The 26,603-nt window shown below is 68.5% G+C and carries 24 protein-coding genes; 17 read left to right on the top strand and 7 right to left on the bottom strand.

The features are described from left to right. Positions 1 to 19 precede the first annotated feature (19 nt). The 12 genes from NQK81_RS36220 (at position 20) to NQK81_RS36165 (ending at position 11,348) form a co-directional block, all read left to right on the top strand. A complete protein-coding gene (locus tag NQK81_RS36220; RefSeq protein WP_257485072.1) occupies positions 20 to 1,015 on the top strand; it encodes an LLM class flavin-dependent oxidoreductase in 996 nt (331 codons plus the stop codon). A gap of 437 nt (positions 1,016 to 1,452) precedes the next feature. Next, a complete protein-coding gene (locus NQK81_RS36215) occupies positions 1,453 to 2,247 on the top strand; it encodes an MlaE family ABC transporter permease (RefSeq protein ID WP_126733552.1) in 795 nt (264 codons plus the stop codon). After that, the gene (locus tag NQK81_RS36210; protein ID WP_126733553.1) at positions 2,247 to 3,098 is read left to right on the top strand and encodes an MlaE family ABC transporter permease; all 852 of its coding nucleotides are present in this window, start codon (positions 2,247 to 2,249) and stop codon (positions 3,096 to 3,098) included. Before NQK81_RS36215 ends, NQK81_RS36210 begins: the two co-directional genes overlap by 1 nt. After that, positions 3,095 to 4,360: an MCE family protein gene (locus NQK81_RS36205; RefSeq protein WP_257485071.1), complete on the top strand. Its 1,266-nt coding sequence runs from the start codon at positions 3,095 to 3,097 to the stop codon at positions 4,358 to 4,360. Before NQK81_RS36210 ends, NQK81_RS36205 begins: the two co-directional genes overlap by 4 nt. Further along, positions 4,357 to 5,364 (top strand): MCE family protein, encoded by a 1,008-nt coding sequence (locus NQK81_RS36200; RefSeq protein ID WP_126733555.1) that lies wholly within the window; start codon positions 4,357 to 4,359, stop codon positions 5,362 to 5,364. Before NQK81_RS36205 ends, NQK81_RS36200 begins: the two co-directional genes overlap by 4 nt. Continuing rightward, the gene (locus tag NQK81_RS36195; RefSeq protein WP_257485070.1) at positions 5,361 to 6,350 is read left to right on the top strand and encodes an MCE family protein; all 990 of its coding nucleotides are present in this window, start codon (positions 5,361 to 5,363) and stop codon (positions 6,348 to 6,350) included. Before NQK81_RS36200 ends, NQK81_RS36195 begins: the two co-directional genes overlap by 4 nt. After that, positions 6,347 to 7,339, top strand: coding sequence for an MCE family protein (locus NQK81_RS36190; protein WP_126733557.1), 993 nt, complete (start codon positions 6,347 to 6,349; stop codon positions 7,337 to 7,339). Before NQK81_RS36195 ends, NQK81_RS36190 begins: the two co-directional genes overlap by 4 nt. Further along, positions 7,339 to 8,394 carry an MCE family protein gene (locus NQK81_RS36185; protein ID WP_126733558.1) on the top strand — a complete coding sequence of 352 codons (1,056 nt, stop codon included), beginning with the start codon at positions 7,339 to 7,341 and terminating at the stop codon, positions 8,392 to 8,394. Before NQK81_RS36190 ends, NQK81_RS36185 begins: the two co-directional genes overlap by 1 nt. After that, positions 8,394 to 9,587 carry an MCE family protein gene (locus tag NQK81_RS36180; RefSeq protein ID WP_257485069.1) on the top strand — a complete coding sequence of 398 codons (1,194 nt, stop codon included), beginning with the start codon at positions 8,394 to 8,396 and terminating at the stop codon, positions 9,585 to 9,587. The genes NQK81_RS36185 and NQK81_RS36180 overlap by 1 nt, the downstream gene beginning before the upstream one ends. Then, the gene (locus NQK81_RS36175) at positions 9,572 to 10,075 is read left to right on the top strand and encodes an Rv1363c family protein (protein WP_257485068.1); all 504 of its coding nucleotides are present in this window, start codon (positions 9,572 to 9,574) and stop codon (positions 10,073 to 10,075) included. The genes NQK81_RS36180 and NQK81_RS36175 overlap by 16 nt, the downstream gene beginning before the upstream one ends. Continuing rightward, positions 10,072 to 10,638, top strand: coding sequence for a hypothetical protein (locus NQK81_RS36170; RefSeq protein ID WP_257485067.1), 567 nt, complete (start codon positions 10,072 to 10,074; stop codon positions 10,636 to 10,638). The genes NQK81_RS36175 and NQK81_RS36170 overlap by 4 nt, the downstream gene beginning before the upstream one ends. Before the next feature lie 50 nt (positions 10,639 to 10,688). Continuing rightward, positions 10,689 to 11,348: a hypothetical protein gene (locus tag NQK81_RS36165; RefSeq protein ID WP_126733562.1), complete on the top strand. Its 660-nt coding sequence runs from the start codon at positions 10,689 to 10,691 to the stop codon at positions 11,346 to 11,348. A gap of 52 nt (positions 11,349 to 11,400) precedes the next feature. Here the strand turns inward: NQK81_RS36165 and NQK81_RS36160 are convergent, their stop codons facing one another. Then, on the bottom strand, positions 11,401 to 12,315 hold the full coding sequence (locus tag NQK81_RS36160; RefSeq protein WP_126733563.1) for an RCC1 domain-containing protein: 915 nt from the start codon (positions 12,313 to 12,315) through the stop codon (positions 11,401 to 11,403). Positions 12,316 to 12,681: 366 nt separating this feature from the next. Here NQK81_RS36160 and NQK81_RS36155 point away from each other — a divergent pair, with 366 nt between their 5' ends. The 4 genes from NQK81_RS36155 to NQK81_RS36140 all read left to right on the top strand — a co-directional run bounded on the left by NQK81_RS36155 (position 12,682) and on the right by NQK81_RS36140 (position 15,965). Then, positions 12,682 to 13,287 (top strand): DUF6801 domain-containing protein, encoded by a 606-nt coding sequence (locus NQK81_RS36155; protein WP_255632400.1) that lies wholly within the window; start codon positions 12,682 to 12,684, stop codon positions 13,285 to 13,287. A gap of 70 nt (positions 13,288 to 13,357) precedes the next feature. After that, positions 13,358 to 13,978: a DUF6801 domain-containing protein gene (locus tag NQK81_RS36150; RefSeq protein WP_257485066.1), complete on the top strand. Its 621-nt coding sequence runs from the start codon at positions 13,358 to 13,360 to the stop codon at positions 13,976 to 13,978. A 29-nt stretch (positions 13,979 to 14,007) separates the two neighbouring features. Continuing rightward, positions 14,008 to 15,384, top strand: a complete 1,377-nt coding sequence (locus tag NQK81_RS36145) for a DUF6801 domain-containing protein (protein WP_257485065.1) — start codon at positions 14,008 to 14,010, stop codon at positions 15,382 to 15,384. 68 nt (positions 15,385 to 15,452) lie between these two features. Further along, complete coding sequence (locus tag NQK81_RS36140) at positions 15,453 to 15,965, top strand: hypothetical protein (protein WP_257485064.1); 513 nt, start codon at positions 15,453 to 15,455, stop codon at positions 15,963 to 15,965. A gap of 23 nt (positions 15,966 to 15,988) precedes the next feature. On the opposite strand, the gene NQK81_RS36135 is transcribed toward NQK81_RS36140, so the two are convergent. The 5 genes from NQK81_RS36135 to NQK81_RS36115 form a co-directional block, all read right to left on the bottom strand. Further along, positions 15,989 to 17,260 (bottom strand): PucR family transcriptional regulator, encoded by a 1,272-nt coding sequence (locus NQK81_RS36135; protein ID WP_257485063.1) that lies wholly within the window; start codon positions 17,258 to 17,260, stop codon positions 15,989 to 15,991. 220 nt (positions 17,261 to 17,480) lie between these two features. After that, positions 17,481 to 18,275 (bottom strand): arginase family protein, encoded by a 795-nt coding sequence (locus NQK81_RS36130; protein WP_257485062.1) that lies wholly within the window; start codon positions 18,273 to 18,275, stop codon positions 17,481 to 17,483. A gap of 83 nt (positions 18,276 to 18,358) precedes the next feature. Then, on the bottom strand, positions 18,359 to 21,736 hold the full coding sequence (locus tag NQK81_RS36125) for a pyruvate carboxylase (protein ID WP_126733569.1): 3,378 nt from the start codon (positions 21,734 to 21,736) through the stop codon (positions 18,359 to 18,361). An 88-nt stretch (positions 21,737 to 21,824) separates the two neighbouring features. Beyond that, complete coding sequence (locus tag NQK81_RS36120) at positions 21,825 to 22,724, bottom strand: S8 family peptidase (protein ID WP_371878922.1); 900 nt, start codon at positions 22,722 to 22,724, stop codon at positions 21,825 to 21,827. A gap of 165 nt (positions 22,725 to 22,889) precedes the next feature. Next, complete coding sequence (locus tag NQK81_RS36115; protein WP_257485060.1) at positions 22,890 to 24,047, bottom strand: erythromycin esterase family protein; 1,158 nt, start codon at positions 24,045 to 24,047, stop codon at positions 22,890 to 22,892. Between the two features lie 31 nt (positions 24,048 to 24,078). Between NQK81_RS36115 and NQK81_RS36110 the strand changes: the two genes are divergently transcribed. Then, positions 24,079 to 24,687, top strand: a complete 609-nt coding sequence (locus NQK81_RS36110) for a TetR/AcrR family transcriptional regulator (RefSeq protein ID WP_257485059.1) — start codon at positions 24,079 to 24,081, stop codon at positions 24,685 to 24,687. Between the two features lie 561 nt (positions 24,688 to 25,248). On the opposite strand, the gene NQK81_RS36105 is transcribed toward NQK81_RS36110, so the two are convergent. Then, positions 25,249 to 26,502, bottom strand: coding sequence for an HNH endonuclease signature motif containing protein (locus NQK81_RS36105; RefSeq protein ID WP_257485058.1), 1,254 nt, complete (start codon positions 26,500 to 26,502; stop codon positions 25,249 to 25,251). Positions 26,503 to 26,603 lie beyond the last annotated feature (101 nt).

Here is a 26,603-nt window from a genome sequence, read left to right as displayed (position 1 = left end):
CGCGGCGTTGTACCGATGCGTGACCTCTTTGCCTGACATCCCGCTGTCCGTGCTCGACCTCTCGCCCGTCGTGGCCGGAGGCGGTGTCGCGGATTCGCTGCGCAACACCCTCGACCTCGCGCGCCGGACCGAAGCCCTCGGCTACCACCGGTACTGGCTCGCCGAGCACCACAACATGCCGGGTATCGCGAGTTCGGCGACCGCCGTGATGATCGGCCAGGTCGCGGCCGCCACCGAACGCATCCGGGTCGGCTCCGGCGGGGTCATGCTGCCGAACCACGCGCCGCTGGTGGTGGCCGAGCAGTTCGGCACCCTGGAGGCGTTCCACCCCGGCCGGATCGACCTCGGCATCGGGCGTGCCCCGGGCACCGACCAGCGGACCGCATTGGCGCTGCGCGGCCCCGGCGGGCTCACCGCGGAGAACTTCCCGCAGCAGTTCGCGGAACTGCTGGCCTACTTCGAGCACTCCGACCAGCGCGCCGTCAACGCCGTGACGGCCGAAGGCAACAAGCCGCCGGTGTGGCTGCTCGGGTCGAGCGGCTTCAGCGCGCGGATGGCGGGCGAACTGGGCCTGCCGTTCTCGTTCGCGCACCACTTCAGCGCCGAGAACACGCTCCCCGCCGTGGCGCTCTACCGCGACTCGTTCAAACCGTCGGACGTCCTCGACGAGCCGTACGTGATGCTCGGCGTCTCCGTGGTGGCCGCCGAGACCGACGAGCGCGCGCAGTACCTCGCCGCCCCGAGCGGCCTGACGTTCCTCAGCCTGCGCAAGGGCCGCCCGATCCCGCTGCCGACGCCGGAAGAGGCCGCGGCCTACCCGTACACCGACATCGAGCGCGTGTTCATCGAGGACCGGGCCGCGAGCAGCATCATCGGCTCGCCCGAGACGGTCCACAAGGGACTCGAGACCCTGCTGGCCGACACCGGCGCGAACGAGCTGATGATCACGACCATGGTGCACGACCAGGCGGACCGGGTGCGGTCTTACGAGCTGGTCTCCGAACTGGCGCGCTGAGGCGCTTCTCGCGTGAAGGCCCCCTTCCCTCGGCTGAGTCGAGGGAAGGGGGCCTTCACGCGCTTTCGGCCACGGTGCTGGGGATGTCCCGAAAGTGGCTTTCGCGACATGCGGGCACCGCGCCGGCCTCAAGGATCGTTCGAGAGCCGCCCCACGCCACGAATGGACCAGCGCGCCACCGGACACGAAAGAACGGACAAGACCCCCGCCCGCCTTTGTCACAAAAGAACAAGAATTCTCCGGTTACCAGGACGTGACGTCTTGATCACACCGAAGTTCTTGTCACCAGGCAGGCACGTGATTAGCGTACCGACCAGTAGCAAACAGCACGGTAACACCCCGTTGATACTGTTCAACGATTCCGTTCCGCCATTCGGAGCAAAGGAATTGCGCAAGCTGGGGTGTATTCGCCGTGCCCGGAAAACGGGAGGGTCGGCGTGGGCGTCCGGACTAACGCACCCTCATTCCCCGGCGCGGGTGCGATCCGGGAGACCGGCAGGCTCTACTCACTCGGCCTCGACGTCGTCCGCCTGACCTTCCGGCGGCCGTTCCAGGCCCGCGAGCTGATCCAGCAGTTCTGGTTCATCGCGAGTGTGTCGATCCTGCCGACGGCGCTGGTCGCGATCCCGTTCGGCGCGGTGATCGCGCTGCACATCGGTTCGCTGACCGCGCAGATCGGCGCGCAGTCCTTCACCGGCGCGGCCAGTGTGCTGGCGATCATCCAGCAGGCCAGCCCGATCGTGACCGCGTTGCTGATCGCGGGCGCCGGCGGCTCGGCGATGTGCGCGGACCTCGGGTCCCGCACGATCCGCGAGGAGATCGACGCGATGGAGGTGCTCGGGGTCTCCCCCGTCCAGCGCCTGATCGTGCCGCGCGTGCTCGCCGCGATGGGGGTCGCCGCATTCCTCAACGGAATGGTCAGCGTGGTCGGCGTCCTCGGCGGCTATTTCTTCAACGTCATCATGCAGAATGGGACACCGGGTGCGTATCTGGCCAGTTTCTCCGCCCTCGCGCAGCTCCCGGACCTCTGGATCAGCGAGATCAAGGCGGTCATCTTCGGTTTCGTCGCGGCGATCGTCGCCTCTTATCGCGGGCTCAATCCGAAAGGCGGCCCGAAAGGCGTCGGTGACGCGGTGAACCAATCCGTGGTCATCACGTTCCTGCTCCTGTTCCTGTTGAACCTCGTGCTGACGACGCTTTACCTGCAGCTCGTCCCGGCGAAGGGCAGCTGATGGTCACGACGACACCCACTCGCACGACGCGGGTCCGCGAAGCCGTCGATCGCCGGTTCGGGTTCCTGGACACGCTCGGCGACCAGATCCTCTTCTTCCTCAAGGCGCTCGCCTGGGTGCCGCGTGCGATACGACGCTATCTCCGCGAGATCATCCGCCTGCTGGCCGAAGTCAGCTTCGGCAGCGGTGCGCTCGCGGTCATCGGCGGCACGATCGGCGTGATGATCGGGATGACCGTGTTCACCGGCACGGTCGTCGGGCTCCAGGGATACTCGGCGCTCAACCAGGTCGGCACGTCGGCGTTCGCCGGGTTCGTCTCCGCGTACTTCAACACCCGCGAGATCGCGCCGCTCGTGGCCGGGCTCGCCTTGTCGGCGACCGTCGGCTGCGGTTTCACCGCGCAGCTGGGCGCCATGCGGATCTCCGAGGAGATCGACGCGCTGGAAGTGATGGGCATCCCCAGCGTCCCGTACCTGGTGACCACGCGGATCATCGCGGGTTTCCTCGCGGTCATCCCGTTGTACGCGATCGGCCTGCTGACCTCGTATCTCGCGTCACGCCAGATCACCGTCTGGTTCTACGGCCAGTCCGCGGGCACCTACGACCACTACTTCCTGCTGTTCCTGCCACCGGGCGACGTGCTCTGGTCGTTCGGCAAGGTGCTGGTGTTCAGCGTCGTGATCGTGCTCGCCCACTGCTACTACGGCTTCCGCGCGAGCGGCGGACCGGCGGGCGTCGGTGTCGCCGTCGGCCGCGGGGTGCGGACCGCGATCGTGGCGGTCAGCGTGCTGGACTTCTTCCTCAGCCTCGCGATCTGGGGCGCGACCACGACGGTGCAGGTGGCCGGATGAGCAGGCGCGGGCTGCGCAAAGCCGGGGTCAGGACGGCCGGGGTGCTGTTCCTCGTGGTGATGTCCGCCCTCGTGCTGCTGTCGATCAAGATCTACCGGAAGGATTTCGTCGACTCCGTGCCGGTGACGCTGCAGGCGGACCGCGTCGGCAACCAGTTGCGCCAGGGCGGGCAGGTCAAGGCGCGGGGCGTGGTGGTCGGCGAGATCCGTGACGTCCGCGCGACACCGGGCGGCGCGGAGATCGACCTGGCCATGGAACCCGGCAAGGTCTCGAAACTGCCCAAGAACGTGTCCGCGCTGCTCGTGCCGAAGACGCTGTTCGGTGAGCGGTACGTGCAACTGTCCATTCCGGACGGTTCGACCGCGGCGCCGCTCGCCTCCGGCGACGTGATCACCCAGGACCGGTCGGCCAACGCGATCGAGCTGGAACGCGTCTTCGACAACCTGCTGCCCCTGCTCAAGGCCGTGCAACCGCAGAAACTCGCGACCACGCTGACCACCGTCGCCACCGCGCTGGAGGGCCGCGGCGACCAGATCGGCGACACGCTCGCCACCGCGGCCGCCTATCTGAAGGACTTCAACCCGAACCTGCCGAAGCTGAACGACAACATCCGCGACCTCGCCACGGTTTCGAAGCTGTACGGCGACATCGCACCGGATCTGCTCGACGCGCTCAGCGCGTCGGCCGTCACACTCGACACGGTCAATGAGAAGCGGGCCGAGCTGGCGTCGGTGTACCAGCAGGTGACGTCGTCCTCCCAGCAGGTCACGACGTTCCTCGCCAACAACCGCGCCAACATCATCGCGCTCGCCGCCGACAGCCGCGCGCCGCTGGAGATCGGCGCGAAGTACTCGCCCAGTTTCGCCTGCACGCTGGACGCGCTCGCCAAGTTGAAGCCGCAGATGGACCAGGTGCTGGGCGCCTGGTCCGACGAACCCGGCCTGCACGCGGAGATCACCATCAGCCGGCCCCGGGGCAAATACGTGCCCGGCAAGGACGATCCGGTCTACGACGCCACCGGGGAACCGCGCTGTTACCCGACGAACGGCCTGATGAGCCAAGGGATCGTGGCGACCGGCGAGCAGACCGCGGCGCTCCCCGGCGCGCAGGGCGATCTCGGCCTGGCGAACTCGCCGCAGGAACGGGAGCTGATCTCCACGCTGGTCGCGCCGTCCATCGGCGTCCCGGCGGCGCAGGTCCCCGCCTGGGGCAGCGTGCTCGTCGGGCCGCTCTACCGGGGCACGGAGGTGACCCTGCGATGAGGAACTTCGTGAGCCCGCTGATCAAGGGGCTGATCTTCGTCGTCGTCACGACGCTGGCCACGGTGCTGCTGGCGGTGTCCATCACGAACACCGGCCTCGGTGACACGAGGACCTACAGCGCCAAGTTCCTCGACGCGACGTCGCTGAACGTCGGCGACGACGTCCGGATCTCCGGGGTGCGGGTCGGCCAGATCGAGGAACTCGAGATCGCCGACCACAGCCTGGCGCGCGTCCGGTTCTCCCTCGACTCGCAGCGCAGGCTGCCCGCCGACGTGACCGCGGTGATCAAGTACCGCAACATGGTCGGCCAGCGTTACATCGCGCTCGAACGCGGCAAGGGCACCCCCGAGCTTCTGGAGCCCGGCGCGGAGATCCCGCTGGAGCGCACGACGCCCGCGCTGGATCTCACGGAACTGTTCAACGGCTTCAAACCGCTGTTCCAGGCGTTGTCGCCCAAGGACGTCAACCAGCTCTCCGGCGAGATCGTCCAGGTGCTGCAGGGCGAGGGCGGCACGGTGGAAAGCCTGCTGGCGCACACCGGTTCGCTGACCACCACGCTCGCCGGCCGCGACAAGGTGATCGGTGACGTGATCACGAACCTGGACACGGTGCTGAAGAGCATCAACGGCAAGGGCGACGCACTGTCCACTTTGGTCTCCACACTGAAGGAACTGGTGGCAGGGCTCGCGGGTGACCGCACCGAGATCGGGGAGGCCGTCTCCGGGCTCGCGGACCTCACCACCGCAACGGCCGGTCTGCTCGAACAGGGCAGGAAACCGCTCAAGGACAGCATCGAGGGGCTCGGCCTGCTGGCCGGTCAGCTGACGACCGAAGAGGGCAAGGCCGAAGTCGACCGCGTCCTGACGGTGCTCCCGGGAAAGCTGAACGACCTCGGGCGGATCGGCTCCTACGGATCGTGGATGAACTTCTACCTGTGCTCGTCCGTCCTGCAGACCAAACCTCCGCGCGGGGTACCGGCGACGGCGGAGAGGTGCACGTCGTGAAACCCTTCAAGGAACGGAACCCCATCGTCGTCGGTCTCGTCGGCAGTGCCGTCGCGGCCGCGGTGCTGACCGCGACGCTCAACTACGAGAACCTGCCGATCATCGGTTCCGGGACCACCTACCAGGCCGAGTTCTCCGAAGCGGCCGGGTTGCAGCAGGACGACGAAGTCCGCATCGCCGGGATCAAGGTCGGCGAGGTGAGCGACGTCCGGCTCGCCGAAGACCACGTGGTGGTCAGCTTCCGGGTCAAGGACGCCTGGATCGGCGACAAGACCGCCGCCGAGATCAAGATCAAGACCCTGCTGGGCCGGAAGTTCCTCGCGCTGCGCCCGACCGGCGAGACGGTGCAGAACCCGAAGCAGGTCATCCCGCGCACCAGGACCGTGACGCCGTACGACGTCACCGAGGCGTTCAACGGGCTGGCCGACACCGCGGGGGCGATCGACACCGATCAGCTCGCGGAGAGCTTCACCACGCTCAGCGACACGTTCAAGAACTCGCCCGCGCATATCAAGAAGGCGCTCGAAGGGCTGACATCGCTGTCGAAGACCGTGTCCTCCAGGGACAACGAGCTCGCCAGCCTGCTGTCCAACGCGCACGGCCTCACCACGACGCTCGCGAACTCGAACGACGACTTCGCCAAACTCCTCGCGGACGGCAACCTGCTGCTGACCGAACTCGACAAGCGGCGGCAGGCGATCCACGACCTGCTGACCGGCTCGCAGGAGCTCGCCACCCAGCTTTCGGGGCTGGTGAAGGACAACAAGGACCAGCTCGGCAACGCGCTCGGACAGCTCGGCGAGGTGACCGACATCCTGCAGCGGCAGAACGACAATCTCGCCAAGAGCCTCGACCTCGCCGCGCCGTACTTCCGCGTGGTGAACAACTCGCTCGGCAACGGGCGCTGGGTGGACGGCTACCTGTGCGGGCTCATCCCGGAGAACCGGGATCCCTGTACCCCGCCGATTCCGGGAGGTGGCCGGTGATCAGCAGATTCGTCACCCTCGCGCTCGTGCTCGCGCTGGCCGTCGTCGGCGGGCTCTGGTGGATCTTCTCCGGCAGCGGGCTCGACCGGGTCACCGTGTACTTCTCGCGGGCCGTCGGCGTCTACAGCGGATCGGACGTGCGGGTGCTCGGCGTCCGGGTCGGCCAGGTCGAATCGGTCGCCCCGGAGGGGGAACGGGTCAAGGTCGTGCTGACCGTCGACGGGTCGACCCCGATCGCCGCCGACACGAACGTACTGGTCGTGGCGCCGAGCGTGGTGGCCGACCGCTACGTCCAGTTCACCAAGCTCACCCGCGCGGGGAACCGGCTGAACGACGGCGCGGTGATCCCGGTCGAGCGCACCGGCACGCCGGTGGAACTCGACCAGCTCTACTCCAGCCTCGACACCCTCGCCAAGGCGCTCGGCCCCAACGGCGCGAACGCCGACGGCGCGCTTTCGGACCTGCTGCGCACCGGCGCGAAGAACCTGCAGGGCAACGGCAAACCGTTCAACGAGTCGGTGCGCAACTTCGCCGACCTCGCCAGGACGCTGTCCGGGAACTCGCAGAACCTGTTCGCCACCGTCGACGAACTGCAGCGGTTCACCTCGATGCTGGCGACCAACGACCGGAACGTCGGCGAGGTCAACAAGCAGCTCGCCTCGGTGACCGGGACGCTCGCACGGAACAAGGACGAGCTCGCCCGCGCGCTCAACGGCCTCGGCGGCGCGCTGGCGGAGATCCAGCAGTTCATCAAGGACAACCGCGCGCTGATCAAATCCAATGTGGACAAGCTCGCGGTGACAACCGGGACGCTGGTCGACAAACGCGCCGCGCTGGCCGAAACCCTCGACACGATCCCGCTGGCGGTGACGAACGTGCTCGAAGCCGTCGATCCGAAGACCGGCAAGCTGCAGAGCCGCGGCAACATGCTCGAATACGCCCCGCTCCCGCTGCCCGTGGCCGGCGACACCTACACCGGGGGGCGCTGATGGCCGCGAACCGGAAGATCGCCGTGCTCGCCGCGTGCTGTGTCGCGCTCACCGCCTGTTCGTCGGATTTCAAGGGCGTCTACGACCTGCCGCTCCCCGGCGGCGCGGACATCGGCGACCATCCGTACCGGGTGACCGTGCAGTTCGCCGACGTCCTGGACCTGGTGCCGCAGGCGGCGGTGAAGGTCGGCGACGTCCCGGTCGGCCGGGTCGAGACGATCCGGCTCGGTGAGGACGGCTGGACGGCCGAGACCGTCCTGGCGGTCAACGGCGACGTCCACCTTCCCGCCAACGCCATCGCGCGGCTGCGGCAGTCCAGCCTGCTCGGCGAGAAGTTCATCGAACTCGCCCCGAGCGCGGCGAAGGCCGAGGGAAGACTGGGCGACGGCGGGGTGATCCCGGTCGCGAGCACGAACCGCAACCCGGAGTTCGAGGAGATCTTCGGCGCGCTGTCCCTGCTGCTCAACGGCGGCGGGATCGGCCAGTTGCAGACCATCAACCGGGAGCTGTCGAAGGTGATGGACGGCAACGAGGAGGAGATCCGCTCGTTCCTGTCCACAGTGGAGCAACTGGTGTCCAACCTGGACACGCACCGCTCCGACATCACCTCCGCCCTCGACGGGCTCAACCGGCTCTCGACCACACTCGCGAACCGGAAGAAGCAGGTCGAGGGCGCCCTCACCGACCTCACCCCCGGCCTCCAGAGCCTTGCCGAGCAGCGCACCCAGCTCGTCTCGATGTTGCAGGCGCTGGACCGGCTCTCCGGGGTGGGTGTCGACGTGATCGAGAAGAGCCGGGCCGATCTCGTCGCGGATCTCACCGCGCTCGCGCCGATCCTCAAGCGGTTGGCCGACGCCGGGGAGGCCCTGCCGAAGTCGCTGGAGATCCTGCCGACGTTCCCGTTCACCGACGCCGTCCGCGACGGCATCAAGGGCGACTACCTGAACGTCTACGCCTCGGTCATCCCCGCGCCGGGTGTCGAACTCCCGCCCCCTGGCGAAGGGGTTCCGCCGGGACTCCCGACCTTGCCGCTGCCGTCCTCCGGAGGTAGCTGATGCTCACCACCCGTGTCCGGATCCAGGTGATCGCGTTCGTCATCCTCGCGCTGGCGACGACGGCGTTCGTCGGAGCGAACTACGCGGGGCTCGGCCGGCTCTTCGGGGCGGGCGGATACACCGTGAAGCTCTCCCTGGCCGACGGCGGGGGCCTGTTCACCAACGGCGAGGTGACCTACCGGGGCGTCGCCGTCGGCCGGGTCGGCGAACTGCGGCTCACCGACGGCGGGATGGAAGCGGATCTGCTGATCGACGACGACGCGCCACCGATCCCCGCGAACTCGCGGGCGGTCGTGGCGAACCGGTCCGCGGTGGGCGAGCAGTTCGTCGACCTCCAGCCGCGGACCGGCGACGGCCCGTACCTCGCCGAAGGTTCGGTCATCCCGCGCGAGGCGACGGCCGTTCCGCTGCCGGTGCAGCATCTGCTGACCGACCTGGACTCGCTGACCGCGTCCGTGCCGACCGAGGACCTGCGGACCGTGGTCGACGAACTCGACAACGCCCTGCGCGGTTCCGGCGCGAACCTCCAGGTGCTGCTGGACTCCACCACCGACTTCACGAAACAGGCCGCGGACCACCTGCCGCAGACGGAGAAGCTGATCACCGACGGCTCGACCGTGCTGAAGACCCAGGTCGACTCGTCGCAGGCGTGGCGGCAGTTCAGCGGCAACGCCAAGCAGTTCGCCGAGCAGCTGTCCCGTTCGGACGGTGACCTGCGGCGGTTGATCGCGACCGCGCCCGACGCGGCGACCCAGCTTTCCGGGCTGCTGCGGGACAACGAGCCGGGCCTGCCGATCCTGCTGGCGAACCTGCTCACCACGTCGCACGTGTTCTCCGCCCGCACCGACGGCCTCCGGCAGCTGCTGATCAACACACCGAAGGCGGTGTCCGCGGTCGACGCCGCCGTCGACGGGGGTTCCGTGCGGACCGAGCTGGTCCTGACCTTCTTCGATCCCATGCCCTGTACCAAGGGCTACGGGGGTACGAAGATCCGCAGCAGCACGGAAGTCTCGCCGCTGCCGTTCAACACCGGTGCCGCGTGCACGCTCGACAAGGGCAACGCGAGTTCGGTCCGAGGCTCGCAGAACGCGCCGAAGGGCGGGGTCCCGCCCGCCGCGATCCCCGGCGGCTTCGGCGCCGACGGCCAGCCGACGTCCACCAGCCTCGAGGAGATGTTGTGGCTGCGCAACTGAAGATCGCGATCGCCGTGTTCGCCGCGGCCTGCGCGTTCGCGGGCTGGGCCGGGTACACCTGGTTCACCGCGACGGGTTCCGAGGCCGTCGCCTACGGGAACTCGCGCGACGAAGCGCTGAAGTCCGGGCGTGAACTCGTCGCCCGGCTCACGAGCCTCGACCACCACCGCGTCGACCAGGGCATCGCCGACTGGCTCGCCGCGTCCACGGGCCCGCTGCGCGATCAGCTGGGCAAGGCCGACGACGCGACGAAACGGACGCTCACCAAGGACGCGACCGTCTCGACGGGCAAGGTGCTCGACGCGGCGATCAGCGAACTGGACGACCACGCGGGAACGGCCAAGATGCTGGCGTCGGTGGAGATCACGATGGCGAAGGAGGGCGCGGCGCCGACGACGAAGCGCAACCGGTTCGCCGCCGGGCTGACCAGGACGGACGAGGGCTGGAAGCTCAGCGCGCTCGACCAGCTGCCGGTGGGTGTGCGATGACCGCCACGGCCGACACTTCCGTCGAACCCGAAGCCGAGGTCGTCGCCGAGAAGCCGTCGCGCCGCCCGAAGCCGCCGTTGATCCTGCTGGTCGCGGCCGCCGTGCTGGTGGCGGCCGGGGTGTGGTTCACGCTGGAGGCGAAGTCGATCTCGGCGGCGCCGTCGGCGGCCAACACCGCGCTCACCGACGTCGGCGCGACCGCCGAGGTGAACTCCGCGGTGACCGTGGCGCTCGACAAGATCTTCTCCTATTCCTACGACCGGACCGACGCCACCGAAAAGGCGGCCGCGTCGGTGCTCAGAGGCAAGGCGCTGGAATCGTACAACCAGTTGTTCGCCCAAGTCCGGGAAAAGGCCCCGGCGCAGAAACTCGTTCTCACCACCCGCGTCTCCTCGTCCGCCGTCCAGGAACTCGGCGACGGTAAAGCGCGGCTGCTGGTATTCCTCGATCAAGCGGCCACCCGGGCCGACAACAATTCATCGACGACGGCCGCGGCGCAGCTTTCGATCACCGCGGAACGCGAAGGCGACAACTGGGTCATCACCGACCTCGTTCCCCGCTGATCCCCCATTCGTCCGCTTTGTAAACCAGGAGAGAAAACGAGGAGAAACCCATGTTCGGTCGAACGCGCCCGAAAACAGCCCGTCGCCGTCTCGGCACGGTCGTCGCACTCACCTCCGCGCTCGCCATGGCCGGCAGCCTCGCCGCGACCCCGGCGCTGGCGGACGACCCGGTGGAGATCCCGGTGTCCTACACCGTCACCGGGACGACCACGGTGAAGAAGACCGGCGGCAGCCTCGCTCTCGGCCCCGGCCAGCTCAATGGCGCCCTCGTCATCGACGGTGACAACGTCGGCATCCGCGGCGATCTGGCCCTGCCGCCCTCGACGGCGAACATCTCGCTGGTCTCGGGCGTCTTCAAGATCAAGGCCCGCGTGCGGATCGAGCCGACCGGCCCGGTCACCGGCACGCTCGCCAACGGCGACCTGACCACCCACTCGCAGGCGAACATGCTGATCGACAACATCGTCGTCGGCCTGTTCTGGCCGGTCATCCCCCTGCCGACGGTGCCGAATGCCTGCAAGACCGTGAAACCGCTCGACCTGACGCTGGTGTCGAAGAACGTCGACCTGTTCGCGCCGACCATCCCGTCTTCGGGAACGTTCACCATCCCGGAGTTCAAGGACTGCTTCATCAACGACCTCGCGCTGGGGGCGTTGATCTCGGGGCCGGACAACACGATCAACCTGAGCATGAAGTCCAACCTGTCCTGAGACCTCGTGAGTGGTGAGGACGGTTCAACCGTCCTCACCACTCACGAGGCCATCAGCAGAAGTACGGCGCCGTCGGGTCGACCAACGCGACGCCGGTGCTGTCACCAGCGGAAACAGCGTAGACCGGAGCGCACACGCCGGAGAACTTCCAGAAGTCCGTGGGCGGTTCCGTGCTGGTGTCACGGCTTTCGGACTTCACGTTGCTGCCCCAGGCGAAGACGCTCCCGTCGGCCTTCAACGCGACGTTGTGGTTGAAGCCCGCGTCGATGGCGACGACGTCGGACTGCGCTTCGAGCGGGACCGTCGCCTGTCCGTAGCCGTTGTCGCCCCAGGCGATGACGCCACCGTTCTTCAGCGCGATGCTGTGCCGGAGCCCCGCCGAGACCGCGCTGACCCCGGAGGTCGCCGCCGCGGGCACCGTGATCTGGCCCTTCCCGTTGCTGCCCCACCCGATCACGCCGCCGTTCTTCAGCGCGAGCCCGTGGTCCCCACCGGCCGAGATCGCCGTGACCCCGGAGGAGACGGTCGCGGGGACAGTGGTCCGCGAGCCCCAGCTCACCACGCTGCCGTTCGTTTTGAGCGCCAGATTGAAGTACGCGCTGGTGGAGATCGCCGTGACCCCCGACGTCGCGGACGGCGGCACGACGTTCTGGCCGTAGAAACCGTTGCCCCAGGCGATCACCCCGCCGTTCTTCAGCGCGAGTTCGTGCGCCCAGCCGGCGGCGATCGCCGAAACCCCCGAAGTGGCCGCCGCCGGAACCGCCAGCTGGCCGTAACTGTCGTTCCCCCAGGCGATCACCCCGCCGTCCTTGAGCGCGAGATGGGTGATCGCTCCCGCGGAGACCGCACTGGCGCCGAGCGCCGCGGCCGGTATCGTCCCCTGCCCGTAGTCGTTGCTCCCCCATGGCCGTGCTTCGCCGGTCTGCGCGGCGCTCGCCGTACCGGAAAGGGAAACCGTTGCGATCATTACGGTAATCGCGACGCCCGCTACCCGTCGTGATGCCGATCGTCGATTCTCGGAAGACATGCGCCGAATGTTAACCCGGCTGCACCGATCGGCCGTCTCTTTGTCATCCGCGGACAAACTTCATAATCGTATTCAGCGCGGGCTGACAAGAAAGAACGGGCGCCTCACCCACTTCGAAACATGTCGACATGAATCCTTGTTACGTACATAACTCGCGGGTAACCTCGGTTTACCCCACCACCGAGAAAGCCGCTCGAGTCGAGCATATTTGATCAGAAAAATCCGCCGAAAGGCGCATGGGGAAAGCCGCCCGAGACGTAAACTGGATCAAAGGAGATGACAGGTATGTCCCGTAGACTTGGCAAGTTGTCAGCCGGCGTCGCCACCACCGGCATCGTGCTCGGTGCCGTCGCCGTGCTCACCGCCGGCACGGCCGCCGCCGCGACCACCTACGCCACCGGCACCGTCGCCTACATGTGCAACTTCCCCGGCATCGGCCAGCAGCAGCTGGACGTGAAGGCGAACTTCACCGGACCGGATTCGGTCGCCGCCGGCGGCACCTTCACCCCGGCGTCCGTCGGCGGCAGCGCCACCATCAACGCCACCATCAACGCGCTGCTCAACGCCGCCAACTACGACGGCGTGCGCGGCAAGGCGAACATGCCGGTCACGGTCACCAACGCCTCCCCGGCTTCGGCCACGGTGACCAACCTGGACGTTCCGACGCAGATCAACCCGTACGTGCCGGGACCGCGGACGTTCAACATCGTCCAGGACGCGGGCACCGGCGTCCCGACCTTCACGGCGGGCACCGCGGGTTCGGCGACCGCCTCGCTCGGCACCACGATCAACGCGCCGCTGGACTTCCACAAGAAGGACGGCACCTGGACGGCGTGGAACTTCAACTGCACCGTGAAGAACACCAACCCGGCGCAGAACCGGGCGTTCAGCCCGGCGATCCCGGTCACCTGATGAACCATCCGTGCGGGGCGGGGACGCCCGCCCCGCACGGTCTCCACCTCACGACACGAAGGGAATCCCCATGGGACGGCAGGTTCGCCGGGCGGGCGCGGTCTCGGCCGTCGTGTTCGGCGCGGTCTCGCTGCTCACGGCCGCACCGGCCATGGCCGACACGTCCTTCGCCACGGGGACGGTCACCTACATGTGCAGCTTCCCGTCGATCGGCCAGCAGCCGCTCGACGTCAGGATGACCTTCACCGGCCCCGCTTCGGTGCCCGCCGGCGGCGCGATCACCCCGGGTGGGATCGCCGGCAGCCTCGTGTTCAACGCCACCCTCAACGCCGTGACGTTCTACGCCAGCAACCGGGACGGTATCCGCGGCACGATCACCACCTCGCTGACCGGGACGAACACCACTCCGGCTTCGGCGGAGGTGACGCGGCTGAGGATTCCCGAACAGATCGCCCCGTACGTCCAAGGGCCGCGCACGGTCCTTTTCGAACAGGACACGAGCACCGTCGTACCCACCTTCGGGGCGGGGACACCCGGCCAAGCGGCCATCGGACTCGGGACCACGTTCCGCATCGACGGCGCCCTTCGCCAGAAGGACGGGACGTGGAGTCCCTGGATCTTCAACTGCACGGTGAAGAACACCAACCCGGCGCAGAACCGCGCGTTCAGCCCGGCGATCCCGATCACGTGACACCAGCGCGAGGCAGGAGAGGAACACCCATGACACAGCGGGTTCGCCGGGCACTCGGGAGGTTTCCCGTTCTGGCGGGCGTCATCCTGCTCGTGGGGGTGAGCGGCGCACTGTCCTCTTCGGCCGCGACCGATCCGGCCACTCCGCCGCCGGCACCGCTGCAAGGCGCCACGTCCGCGCACCAGAGTCTCGCGCACACCTGCGTCTTCCCGGATCCGGCCGGGGAACGACCGGTCACGATGGATGTCCAGGCGACACTGCCGAAGGTCGTCCAGACCGGAAAGCCTGTACAGGTCAAGGACTTCTCGCTGACCTTCACGATCGGCGAAGGCGCACTCGGCGCCGTCGCCGAGGTCGCGGGTGGCGCGACGGTCGAACTCACGGCCGCGAACGAGGACAAGAAGACCCCGGTCCCCGTATCACTGACGATCCCGGCGACGAAGGTGCCGGCCACCGGCGAACTGAAGCTGGTCGCGACGGGCACCGTCCCCGACATCGTGCTGAACGTGCCGTCCGAGCTGCGGCTGAGCACGGGCGCGCCGTCGCTCGCGCTGACCGCCGCCGAGACGCCGCTCAAGCCGATCACCTGCGCCCAGGCACCGGACCAGAAAACGCTGCTCGGCAGTGTCACGCTCCTGCCCCTCGGGAAGCCCGAACCGGGTCCAGGCAAGCCCGGTGAACCGAAGAAGCCCGGAGCCGGCGCGCGATCCGCGGACGATGTCCACGCCAGCGCTCTCTACCCCATCGCGTTGCAGCCGTTCGAACTGCAGGGCACGTCGACGATCACGAAACTCGGCGCCTTCGCCCGGTTGAAGCCCGCGTTCATGGTCAACGCGGTGTGGCACGTCGACCTGGAGAACACCGAAGGGCCCGGCAAGATCACCGGCTCCGTCATGATGCCGCCGAGCACGGTCACCTTCCTCGGCTTCGGCTTCGTCCCGATCACCGCGACCATGGAACTGCTGCCGGAGGACTACGCGACCGGCAATCACATCATCGACGTCGACGGCGTTTCGATCCCGGAACCGGAGGGCAGCTCGACCGTCCTCACCCCGCTCAAGGTCTACGCGAAACTGAGCGGGGTCACCATCAACGGGGTCGGCCTCGACGTCGGCGACAACTGCCTCACCGCCGAGTCGATCAAGATCAATCTCCGCGGGGAGAAATACGGGATGTTCACCGGTGGCGTCGTGCGCACCGATCCGAAGTGGACGGATCCCGCCTACCAGGACTTCACCCTGCCCCCGTTCTCGGGCTGTGGGGTGAAGGAAGATCTCGACTCGCTGTTGACCGGGATGGCGTCGGGGCCGGGGAACCAGGCTTGCGTCGGGGTCAACCAGGTCGGGTTGCCCTGGGACCTGGAGCGCAAGTGCCCCAACGTGGATCCGCCGGTGGCGCGCCGATGAGGATCGGCGAGGACTCTTTCATGGGTGAAAACCAGACGGTTATGCCCACGTTCTCGGAGGTCAGGTGGATGACCTTCGAGGACCTGACCGACAGGTTGGCGGCCGTCGATCCCACGCGGCTGGCGAAGGCGAATCCGATCGATCTCCTGGAGGCGCCCTGGGCGTTGATCGATGAGGACTTCCGGGGCGGGTTCATCAAGCACTGCCGGGAACTCACCGACGATCGGTTGGGGCACTGCGCCGAGATCGCCGAGACGTTCTTTTCCTGGCTGATGCCCTACGGCGGTTACAGCTGGCTGTCCGCGACAGCGAACAGGTTCCATCTGTCCACGACACTGATCCTCGCCATCGGCCCCAGGACGGACATCGCTCTCCTCGACCCGATGCGACTACTCCACGAGCTCCTGCACGACTCGCCGCCGGTCGAAACAGCACGCGAACTCCTGGTGGGCCCAACACCGGGACCTGAAGCCCGCGCGATCGTCGGACGGCTGAGCCTGCTCTGGCACCTCCGGCGGATCGACCATCTCCTTCCCCCGTCCGCGGAAAAGGAGTGCTACGAGCAATGGAAAACGCTGTGAGAGCTCGGATCTGAAGGCCGTCGCTAAGACCCGCTCGGTGTCCACTGTGGACTCTGGCGCGGCGCCGGCAGCACCTCCGGCAAAGCGTAACCGGCGGGCGCGACCCCGGCCCGCAGGGCGAGTTCCATCTCGAATCGCGCCCCTGGGTCGCGCAGGTGCTCGCCGAAGGTCGCCTGCAGCTGCCGCATGCGGTAGCGCACGGTCTGCGGGTGCACCTGGAGGCGTTCGGCGATGTCGACGACATTGCCCTGGCTGTCCAGCCAGGCTCGCAGCGTTTCGAGCAGCCGTTCCCGCTGTTTCCCGGTCATCTCGGCGAGCGGGGCGAACAGGCGGTCGCGCAGCTGGCAGGTCAGCGCGGCGTCGGCGTTCACGAGCAGGGTGGCGAGGTGTTCTTCGGCGCGGATCACCCGGCGGGCCTGGATGATGCCGCGTTCGGACAGGTGCAGGGCCTCGCGCGCCCAGCGGAGGGAATCGGCGACGGAGTCCAGCGGGCGGCACGGGCCGATCGAGAGCCGGTAGTCCGGCAGCGCCGCCTGCAAGGTCGCGAGGCGGGCGACGGAGATCTCGCCGGGGACGAGCACACGCGGCTCGGCGCAGTCGAGTTCGGCGAGCACGTCCGAATCCACGGCGTTGTGCCGCCGGGGTCTGACGGTTTCGCCGATCGGGTGCAGCACCACCGGCGTCGCGCGCTCGGGCACCGTCCAGCCGGTGAGCTGCGCGAGTTCCGCGATCGCCTTCGACGGCGCGGGCGGGGTTTCCAGCACCAGGTGCAGCAGTTTGCGGCGCCAGGTGTCCAGCGCCCCCGCGGTGCGCGCCTTCGCTTCGAGGTATCCGTCCAGCGCGACGGACGCGAGTTCGTCCATGAACGCGAGCATCGCGTCGGCCAGTTGCGACATCACCGCGGACGAGAGACCGCTGCGACGGCCGACCCGCATGATGCGCCGCCACGAGACCCTGGCGCCGACCCGGTACGCCGACTGAAGGGTGTCGAGGCTGCGGCCTTCCCGCATCTCGTTCTGGCCGAGCCGGTGGTGGACCTCGTGCGACTGTTCCTTGGAGACGGTGGGATCCGCGATCTGGGCGACGAACAACGTGATCGCGTACTCGACGCCCGCGCGGATCGACTTGCCGTACGGCCCGTCGAGCGGGCGCGCGTACGCGGGGATGGTCGCCCGGATCTCGTCGACGATCTCGTTGGCGAGACTGCCCAGTTCCGGTCGCAAAATGTCGGCGAGCTTGCGGGGAAGCGCCGCAGGGGGCTGCGCAGCGTGTTCGATTCCGCGCTCCACCGACATCGCAGCTCCTTTGCTCCGCCCAGCGTCCCGGCACCCCGCGATCGTCGTGGGGTGACAACGAACACATCGCGGAGTCGCTCGTAAATGTGTCACCTGTCGCAGAAGAAACCGATTTCTTGTCACCATCGTGACAAAATCACGGGTCATCCCTGAATTTTGATGACAAGTGCCCGGCAAACGCCTCGCGCGGTACGTACGAACGGCCGATGAATACGGAGCGTCACTGCTTTCCGGTGAGCAATTCCCCGAGTACTTCGAGCACGGGCTCCAGCACGCGGACCTCGGTGCCGGCGCATTCGGTGATCCCCGCGCCGACGACGTCGAAACCGCTCAGGCCGCGAAGCATCGCCACCAGACGTTCGATCGTCAAGCCACCGGGCTCCGGATAGTTCAGCCCGTCGAACTCCGCGGGGTCGAGCACGTCGAGGTCGAGATGGACGTAGACCTTGTCCGAACCGGCCAGGCCGGCGGCGACGTCGGCCGTCTCGACGACCAGCCCGCGGTCGACCGCCGCGCGCTCGGCGTCGTCGAAGGCCCTCGTCCCCGCGAGGACGACGCGTCCGGGTTCGACCGGCGGATTCGCGGCGAACTCCGGGTCGCCCTCGCCGAGCAGCGACCGCAGCACCATGCCGTGGAACGCGCCCGACGGCGACGTCTCCGCGGTGTTGAGGTCGGAATGCGCGTCGAACCAGGCGACGCCGAGCCCCGGCCCGAAGCGGTAGCGCGCGACCCCGATCGGGATCAGCTCGACGCCGCAGTCCCCGCCGATGGTGAGCACCGGACCGCCCGGCGCTTCGAGGGCGGCGAGCTGCGCCGCGCGGTTCGCGCCGGTGAGCACCGCGCGGTTGGCGATGCCGTCGACCACGGGCGACGTCTCGCGCGTCTGTCGGATGTGGTGCACCGGCACGCCCAGCACGTGGCCCGCGAGCTCGGCGAGCGCGACGCAGCCTTCGGGCAACTCCGGCGCGCGCTCGGTCAGAGCGCCCTGGAACTGGGGTACGGCGTTGATCAGCACCCGGCACAGCTTAGTGAAGGCCGAAGCGCGTGAAGGCCCCCTTCCCTCGGCTGAGCCGAGGGAAGGGGGCCTTCACGCGCGAATCACTCCAGCACGAGCAGCAGGTCCCCGCCTTCCACCTGCTGGACGGCGTTGATCGCGCGCCGCGACACCTTGCCGCCGCCCGCCGCGGTGATCGACGCCTCCATCTTCATCGCCTCGATGGTCGCGACCGTCGCACCGGCCTCGACCTCGTCGCCCTCCGACACCTGCAGCGTGACCACCCCCGCGAACGGCGCGGCGATCTGCTTCGGGTCGCTCTTGTCGGCCTTCTCCGTCGCCGGGATGTCCGACGCGATCGAGGTGTCGCGGACCTGGATCGGGCGCAGCTGGCCGTTGAGCGTGGACATCACCGTGCGCAGCCCGCGCTCGTCCGCCTCGCCGATGGCCTCCAGCTCGATCAGCAGCCGGACACCCTGTTCCAGGTCGACCGAGTACTCCTCGCCCGGCCGCAGGCCGTAGAAGAAGTCCTTGGACGGCAGGACGGACGTGTCACCGTACTGCTCGCGGTGCGCCTCGAAGTCCTTCGTGGGCCCGGGGAACAGCAGCCGGTTCAGCGTCGCGCGCCGGTTCTCCGCCAGCCCCTTGCGGTCCTCTTCGGACAGTTCCTGCACCGGCTTCGGTTTCGCCCGGCCTTCGAGGGCCTTGGTGCGGAACGGCTCCGGCCAGCCGCCGGGCGGGTCGCCCAGTTCGCCGCGCAGGAAGCCGATCACCGAGTCGGGGATGTCGAACTTGTTCGGCTCCGCCTCGAAGTCGGACGGCGAGACGCCCGCGCCGACGAGGTGCAGCGCGAGGTCACCGACCACTTTGGACGACGGCGTGACCTTGACCAGGTGCCCGAGGATCTTGTCCGCGGCCGCGTACATCGCCTCGATGTCTTCGAACCGCTCCCCGAGGCCGAGCGAAATCGCCTGGGTGCGCAGGTTCGACAGCTGACCGCCCGGGATCTCGTGGTGGTACACCCGCCCGGTCGGCGACGAGAGCCCCGCCTCGAACGGCGCGTAGATCTTGCGCACGCTCTCCCAGTACGGCTCCAGGTCACCGATCGCCTGCAGGTCGAGCCCGGTCGGCCGGTCCGAGTGGTCGGTGGCCGCGACGAGCGCCGACAGCGACGGCTGCGACGTCGTGCCCGCCATGGACGCGACGGCACCGTCGACGGCGTCCGCGCCCGCCTGGATCGCGGCGAGGTACGTCGCCAGCTGACCACCGGCGGTGTCGTGCGTGTGGATGTGCACCGGCAGGTCGAACTCCTTGCGCAGCGCGGAAACCAGCCGCGCCGCCGCCGGTGCCCGCAGCAGGCCCGCCATGTCCTTGATGGCCAGGACGTGCGCGCCCGCGCCGACGATCTGCTCCGCCAGCTTGAGGTAGTAGTCGAGCGTGTACAGCTTCTCCGACGGGTCCGACAGATCCGAGGTGTAGCAGAGCGCGACCTCGGCGACGGCGGATCCGGTCTCGCGGACGGCCTCGATCGCCGGGCGCATCTGCTCGACGTCGTTGAGCGCGTCGAAGATCCGGAAGATGTCGATCCCGGTCGCCGTCGCCTCCTCGACGAAGGCGTTGGTCACCTCGGTGGGGTACGGCGTGTAGCCGACCGTGTTGCGGCCGCGCAGCAGCATCTGCAGGCAGATGTTCGGCACCGCTTCCCGCAGCTTCGCCAGCCGCTCCCACGGGTCCTCCGCCAGGAACCGCAGCGCGACGTCGTAGGTCGCGCCGCCCCAGCATTCCAGCGAGAGCAGCTGCGGCGTGGTCCGCGCGACCACGGGCGCGACCGCGAGCAGGTCCTTCGTCCGCACCCGCGTGGCGAGCAGCGACTGGTGCGCGTCACGGAAGGTGGTGTCGGTGACGCCGATGGTCGGCGACTCCCGCAACCAGCGGGCGAAACCGTCCGGGCCGAGCTCGGTGAGCTTCTGCTTCGAGCCGGGCGCCGGCTCGAGCCCCTTGGGCAGCTTCGGCAGCTTGACCTGCGGGTCGAGGGTGCGCGGACGCTCGCCATGCGGTTTGTTGACCGTCTTGTCGGCGAGGTAGGTCAGCAGCCTGGTCCCGCGGTCGGCCGAATGGCGCGCGGTGAGCAGATGCGGGCGCTCCTCGATGAACGACGTCGTGACACGGCCTTCGCGGAAGTCCGGGTCGTCGAGGACGGCCTGCAGGAACGGGATGTTCGTGGCCACACCGCGGATCCGGAACTCGGCGACGGCGCGCCTCGCGCGGCCGACGGCGGTCTTGAAGTCGCGGCCGCGGCAGCTGAGCTTCACCAGCAGCGAGTCGAAGTGCGCGCTGATCTCGGTGCCGGCGAACGCCGTCCCGCCGTCGAGGCGGATACCGGAGCCACCGGGCGAGCGATACGCGCTGATCATCCCGGTGTCCGGGCGGAAACCGTTGGCGGGATCCTCGGTGGTGATGCGGCACTGCAGGGCCGCGCCGCGCAGGTACACCTTGTCCTGCGACAGCCCCAGGTCTTCGAGCGTCTCGCCGGAGGCGATGCGCAGCTGCGACTGGACGAGGTCGACGTCGGTGACCTCCTCGGTCACCGTGTGCTCGACCTGGATCCGCGGGTTCATCTCGATGAAGACGTGGTTGCCGTCCCGGTCGAGCAGGAACTCGACGGTGCCGGCGTTGCGGTAACCGATCTGGCGGGCGAACTTCACCGCGTCGGAGCAGATCCGGTCGCGCAGTTCGGACGGCAGGTTCGGTGCCGGGGCCAGCTCGATGACCTTCTGGTGGCGCCGCTGGACCGAGCAGTCGCGCTCGTAGAGGTGGATCACGTTGCCCTCGCCGTCGGCGAGGATCTGGACCTCGATGTGGCGCGGCTCGACGACGGCCTTCTCGATGAACACCGTCGGGTCGCCGAAGGCCGACTCGGCCTCGCGCGCGGCGGCCTCGATGGACTCGCGCAGCTGCGCGGGGTCCTGGACGCGGCGCATACCGCGCCCGCCACCGCCGGCGACGGCCTTCACGAAGACCGGGAAGCCGATCTCCTCGGCGGCGGCGATCAGCGCGTCGACGTCGGAGGACGGTTCGGAGGAACCCAGGACCGGTACGCCGGCGTCGCGCGCGGCCTTGACCGCGCGGGCCTTGTTGCCGGTCAGTTCGAGGATGTCCGCGCTCGGTCCGACGAAGGTGATGCCTTCGTCCTCGCACGCGCGCGCGAGGTCCGGGTTCTCGGAGAGGAAGCCGTAGCCGGGGTAGACGGCGTCTGCGCCCGCCTTCTTGGCGGCCGCCACGATCTCCTCGACCGACAGATAGGCCCGCACCGGGTGACCGGGTTCGCCGATCTCATAGGCCTCGTCGGCCTTCAGCCGGTGGAGCGAATTGCGGTCTTCGTGCGGGAACACAGCCACCGTGCCCGCGCCGAGCTCGAATCCGGCGCGGAACGCGCGGATGGCGATCTCGCCCCGGTTGGCGACCAGTACCTTGCGGAACATGCCGGTCCTTCCCATCATCGGATCGGTAGGTGAGGCACGTTACCCGTTCGGTCCCGCAGGGCGGGAGTTGTTGCCCAGGTGATGGACATCATCCCTGGCCGAGTTGCGCCCCGGGACTCTGCAGCACCCGGTTCGCGGTGCCCTCGTGGACACCGGTCAGCACGTCGACGGCGGCGAGGTCCACGAGCGCCTTCGCGACGTCCGGCGCGGAGACCGCGGGATGCAGGGCCCGGTACAGCGCGGCCACCCCGGCGACGTGCGCGGCGGCCGACGACGTGCCGCTGAGCACCCTGCCGCCGTTGCCCCCGGCGTTGGGTCCCGGCACGTCCACGCCGGGCGCGAACAGGTCCACGACCTCGCCATAATTCGACGTCGACCCGACCTGATCACTCGCGTCGGTCGAGCCGACGGTGAGCGCTTCGGTGACCCTGCCGGGTGAGAACTTGCCCGCGTCGGTGGCCTCGCCGCCCGCCGGCAGGGCGATCGGGACGACCGCCGCGAGCGCGCGGACGGCGGCGTCGAGCTGGTCGTTGGCCGTACCGCCGATACCGAGGACGGCGACGGCGGGCTGCCGTGCGTTCTGCGTCACCCAGTCGATACCCGCGATGATCTTGTCCGTCGCGCCGCCGCCCTGTGCGTCGATCACCCGGACCGGGACGATCTGCGCGCCCTTCGCGACGCCGAACGTCCTCGACGCGGCGACACCGGCCAGGTACGTGCCGTGACCGTTGGTGTCGGTGGTGTCCGTGCCGCCGTTGAGGAAGTCCTTACCGGGCTTGACCCGGCCGCCGAAGTCCGGATGCGCCGCGTCGACCCCGCTGTCGATCACGTAGACCGTGACGTCCTTCGCGTCGGTCTCGTAGTGGTAGAGCTGGTCGAGACCCGTTCGCTGGTCGATCCGGTCCAGCCCCCAGTTCGGCGGGTTCTGCTGGACTTCCGTCGCGGAGGCGGGCGGCGCCACCAGCACCAGGAGCGCCAGCGCGGCCATGACCCGTACCAGTCGAATGATCATGCCTTGGCTCTACGCCTGTACCCCGGGAGCGGCAACCCCGGAGTGTCACCCGTTCGGCTTGTCATGAGGGTGCTCCCGAACTGGGGTGACCCGATCGGGTGGGACACGCGCGCGTTCTTCCGGCCGGTGTGGAGGCGCGCTTCAAGCGACACAGTCTTGGCCGATGTGGCCGCTCACCGTCGACTTCGGGAAGCAGACCAGCGCGTCGAAGGCGGCGGCGACGTCGACAGGGTTGAACAGATGCGCGTGCCGGATGCTCTGTGGTCCCCCGGTTCCCCGCCGTGCGCGGAGGTCCACCAGCCCGGGGCCCTCGGCTTCGACGCTGCCGTCAGTGGGTGCTTCGAGTTCCTGGCGGTACACGGTGAACCCGAGCCGCGCGGCCGGATCCGGCTTGAGCCCGGTGGTCTCGCCCTCGACGGCGGTGAGCGCCAGCGCGAAGTAGTCGTCGCCGAACTCGGCCGCCAGATGCGTGCCCGCCGACGGCGAGGTGAGCCCGGGGAACGGCGAGAACGGGACGCGCTGGAGGTGTCCGTTGTGGAGCATCACGACGATCTTCGTGTCGTCGCCGTGCAGCCGCCGGATCAGCCGGACGGTGTCGGCCATGTACGCGTCGCGCGAACCGCTCTGCAGGGCGGGCGCGTCGCCGGACATCATCGCGGCGATCTCGGCGAGGTACGCGTCGACGCGCAGCGCACCTTCCACGTGGTGCTCCGCGACGGCGGTGTCCCCGTAGACGGGGCGCAGCGACGTGAGGTGCGTCTTGAGGCGGGTGAGCGCCGCGGTCGCCGTGTCTTTCGCGGCCGTGTCGAGGGCGGCGTACTTGGCTGGCGCCTCCGCGCTGCTGACCGACGCGCACCGTTTGGTCGCCTCGATCGCCGCGTCGACGAGGGCTACGGCGTTTTCGTCCACAGTGGACAGATAGGCGCGGACCGCGTCGAGTGACGGCATCGGCGAGCCCGCGGAACTCGGCACGTCGAGGCCGTAGTAGCGGACGTCGCCGCGTTCGCGGAGCCACGTCAACATTTCGTGCGCCTCGGGCGACTCCCCGAGCGAGAACGTGAAGCCGTCGCGGCCGATCTCGGCGACGTCCCCCGGGCCACCGTTCAGCCAGTCTTGGACGAGCTTGCCCTCGGCGAAGCCGGACTCGAAGCCCACGACCCGGAAGCCGTGCTGCTCGACGAGGTGCTGGAGCAAACGATTGCGCAGGTCGCCGAACTCGTGGATGTGGTGGTTGTTCTCACCGATGGCGACGATCTTCGCGTCCCCGATGAGTTCCGCGATCTCCGCTGGGTCTGACATACTCCCCACACTAACGCAACAGGAGTAGCAATTGGCAACCTCCGGTACCCAGCGGCCCGGCGGCCGGACCGAACGCACCCGCCAGGCCGTCCTGCACGCCACCCTCGACCTGCTGGCCGAACGCGGGTTCGGCGAACTGACCGTGGACGCGGTCGCCGAGCGGTCCGGGGTGCACAAGACCACGGTGTACCGGCGCTGGTCATCGCCGGACGGCCTCGTCGCCGCCGCGCTGCAGATGGGCGCCGAGGACGACTGGACGGCACCCGACACCGGCTCGTTCGAGGACGATCTGTACGAAGTGGCCGCGGAGGTCGTGCGGTACTTCACCGAGCCCGCACTGAAGGAGTTGCCCACGGCTTCGGTGCTCGCGGCGTTCCAGTCGCCGCAGGCGGCCGAGGCCCTGCACGACTTCTACGCCGACCGGCACGTGCGCATGGCGCCGATCGCGGAGCGGGCCGTCGCGCGGGGTGAGGTCCCCGCCGGGACGGACGGCGATGAGCTGGTGCGAGCGGTGTGCGGGCCGATCTTCTACCGGCTTTTCCTGTCGCGGGAGAGCGTCACGATGGCGGAGGCGCGGGTCACGGCGCGGGCGGTGGCGGTGGCGGCGCGGGAAGGAGCCTACGTGCGGCCGGGTGCTTAGCGCCTGGGGCGGGTTTCGGGCGGTTTGGCATTTAGTCCTCTCGATGCGGGAGGCTTAGTGCCTTGGCTGCCCGAGTCCCGCGTGGCCGCGCGTGATCGGATCGGCCAGCGGGAGCGTTCCGCGGTCAAGCCTTGACCACCGGCACTCACGATCCTCAGTGACACCAGCAACCACGGTGGCGAGATTCGCGCACAGGCGCCAGGCGATTTCGCAGCTAGTCCTCTCGATGCGGAGACTTCCCGCCTTGGACGACCCAAATTCGCACGGCCGCGCGCGATTGGACCGGTCACCGGGACCCCGATCCTCAGCGGTACCAACAGCCACCGTGACGAGATACACGCATGGGCACCGGACTGTTTCGCATTTAGTCTTCTCGATGCGGGAGACTCCGCGCCTTGGGCGACTTCGAAATCCACAGGGCGGCGGTGATCGGACGGCCAGCAAGAGCGTTCTGCGGTGAAGTCCTGGATGCCCAGTCATGAAAGGGACGAGATCCCGGTGTTCGTGCGACGGGCATGCCGAAGGGCCCGTCGCCGGTGTGGCTGGCGGGCTCCTCGGGGTTCAGACGTGATGCAGGGTGTTACGACGGGGATGTCGGACCGGATCCCGGTATTGGGGCGGAATGAATTCCGGTAATCCGTCGGCGGCCATCCGGACTTCCCAGTCACCGTGGTGGATCAGGCGGTGATGGAATCCGCACAGCAGCACTAGATTTCGGAGATCTGTCGGTCCGCCGTCTGCCCAGTGCTCAATATGGTGGGCGTGACAGTTCTTGGGTTTCCGATGACAGCCAGGAAAGGCGCAGCCACCGTCGCGGATGTTGAGTGCCCGCCTCTGGCCTGGGGTGACGAAGCGTCGTAGCCGACCCACATCGAGGGGTTCTCCGGCCGCGCTCATCACCACCGGCAACATCAGGCAATCGCAAGCGGCGAGCCGCGCTTCCCGGGCGGTCATCGTGCCGACGAAGTCGAGGCACGCGGTGCCGAGGCCGGACTTCAGTTCCTCGAGTCCGATGGTGACGTGCACGAGGGTGCGGTAGCCGCTGGTTCCGGGCTGGTCGGGGCAGGCGATCGCGAGGTCGAGGAGTTCGGCCCAGGCGTCGCCCAGGCGTTCGCACTTCATCCGCAGATCGGCCTGTCCGAACTCGTCGACTGGCCGTGGTTGGGCGTAGGCCTCGAGTGCGGCGGCGGTGCGGGCACCGGTCTCGTCGTCCAGCAGGCCGGTGAGTTTCCAGAACCCGTCCCGGCGCCGCTCCAGCGTGATTTCCCGGCGTGGTTCCTTGGGTTCGGGGTCTTGGGGTTCGTTGCCGTCGGGATCCAGCCAGCCCAGCAGGTTCACCTCAGCCTTGGCGAGCTGCTGCGGACCGGCGGTCGGGGCCAACTCGGCGAGGATCTTCTCCGCGACCGCCCGATCCTCGGCAGAGGTATCGGCAGGCAGCCGCTTCAAGATCTCCAGAATCTGATCGATCCGCTCATCCCCGACCAAACCTTCCGCGGCGACCGCGGCGGTCTCGGGTGCCACGGCCGGGGCTTCGGTGCCATCCAGGTTCCGCGTCGGGTTCAAAGCGACCGCCCGCTTCACCACCGCACCCGCCTCAGCCCGCGACAACCCCGCCATCTCCGCGAGCCAACTCGCCGTGCTGCCATGTCCGAACAAATCCTTGGCGCCCCGGGACTCGACCTCCGCCAGAAACCGCCCCAACCCGGCGGTGGCCATCCGAATCACCCGCAACGACTGCTGCACGCCATGGGCAAGCTCCAGCTTGCCGGCACGCCACAGTTCTTGCGGCAACTCGGGGAGGAAGGTCTCGGACACACCTCCATAATACCGCAATTCATCGAACAGATGTTCGTAATTTTAAGCGACCAGGAAAAGAGTAAAACAACACTGAAGGGTGATCGACTCCGAAAGCGCCG

Origin of the sequence: Amycolatopsis roodepoortensis, assembly GCF_024628825.1 — a bacterium.
Lineage (GTDB): Bacteria > Actinomycetota > Actinomycetes > Mycobacteriales > Pseudonocardiaceae > Amycolatopsis > Amycolatopsis roodepoortensis.
This window is presented reverse-complemented; position numbering and strand designations above follow the sequence as displayed.

Coding starts and splice junctions, on each gene's coding strand:
- NQK81_RS36135 (WP_257485063.1), bottom strand. CDS start 17,260: ATGTCGGTGGAGCGCGGAATCGAACACGCTGCGCAGCCCCCTGCGGCG.
- NQK81_RS36125 (WP_126733569.1), bottom strand. CDS start 21,736: ATGTTCCGCAAGGTACTGGTCGCCAACCGGGGCGAGATCGCCATCCGC.
- NQK81_RS36185 (WP_126733558.1), top strand. CDS start 7,339: ATGGCCGCGAACCGGAAGATCGCCGTGCTCGCCGCGTGCTGTGTCGCG.
- NQK81_RS36120 (WP_371878922.1), bottom strand. CDS start 22,724: ATGGCCGCGCTGGCGCTCCTGGTGCTGGTGGCGCCGCCCGCCTCCGCG.
- NQK81_RS36145 (WP_257485065.1), top strand. CDS start 14,008: ATGACACAGCGGGTTCGCCGGGCACTCGGGAGGTTTCCCGTTCTGGCG.
- NQK81_RS36160 (WP_126733563.1), bottom strand. CDS start 12,315: ATGATCGCAACGGTTTCCCTTTCCGGTACGGCGAGCGCCGCGCAGACC.
- NQK81_RS36210 (WP_126733553.1), top strand. CDS start 2,247: ATGGTCACGACGACACCCACTCGCACGACGCGGGTCCGCGAAGCCGTC.
- NQK81_RS36200 (WP_126733555.1), top strand. CDS start 4,357: ATGAGGAACTTCGTGAGCCCGCTGATCAAGGGGCTGATCTTCGTCGTC.
- NQK81_RS36165 (WP_126733562.1), top strand. CDS start 10,689: ATGTTCGGTCGAACGCGCCCGAAAACAGCCCGTCGCCGTCTCGGCACG.
- NQK81_RS36180 (WP_257485069.1), top strand. CDS start 8,394: ATGCTCACCACCCGTGTCCGGATCCAGGTGATCGCGTTCGTCATCCTC.
- NQK81_RS36140 (WP_257485064.1), top strand. CDS start 15,453: ATGACCTTCGAGGACCTGACCGACAGGTTGGCGGCCGTCGATCCCACG.
- NQK81_RS36115 (WP_257485060.1), bottom strand. CDS start 24,047: ATGTCAGACCCAGCGGAGATCGCGGAACTCATCGGGGACGCGAAGATC.
- NQK81_RS36150 (WP_257485066.1), top strand. CDS start 13,358: ATGGGACGGCAGGTTCGCCGGGCGGGCGCGGTCTCGGCCGTCGTGTTC.
- NQK81_RS36170 (WP_257485067.1), top strand. CDS start 10,072: ATGACCGCCACGGCCGACACTTCCGTCGAACCCGAAGCCGAGGTCGTC.
- NQK81_RS36205 (WP_257485071.1), top strand. CDS start 3,095: ATGAGCAGGCGCGGGCTGCGCAAAGCCGGGGTCAGGACGGCCGGGGTG.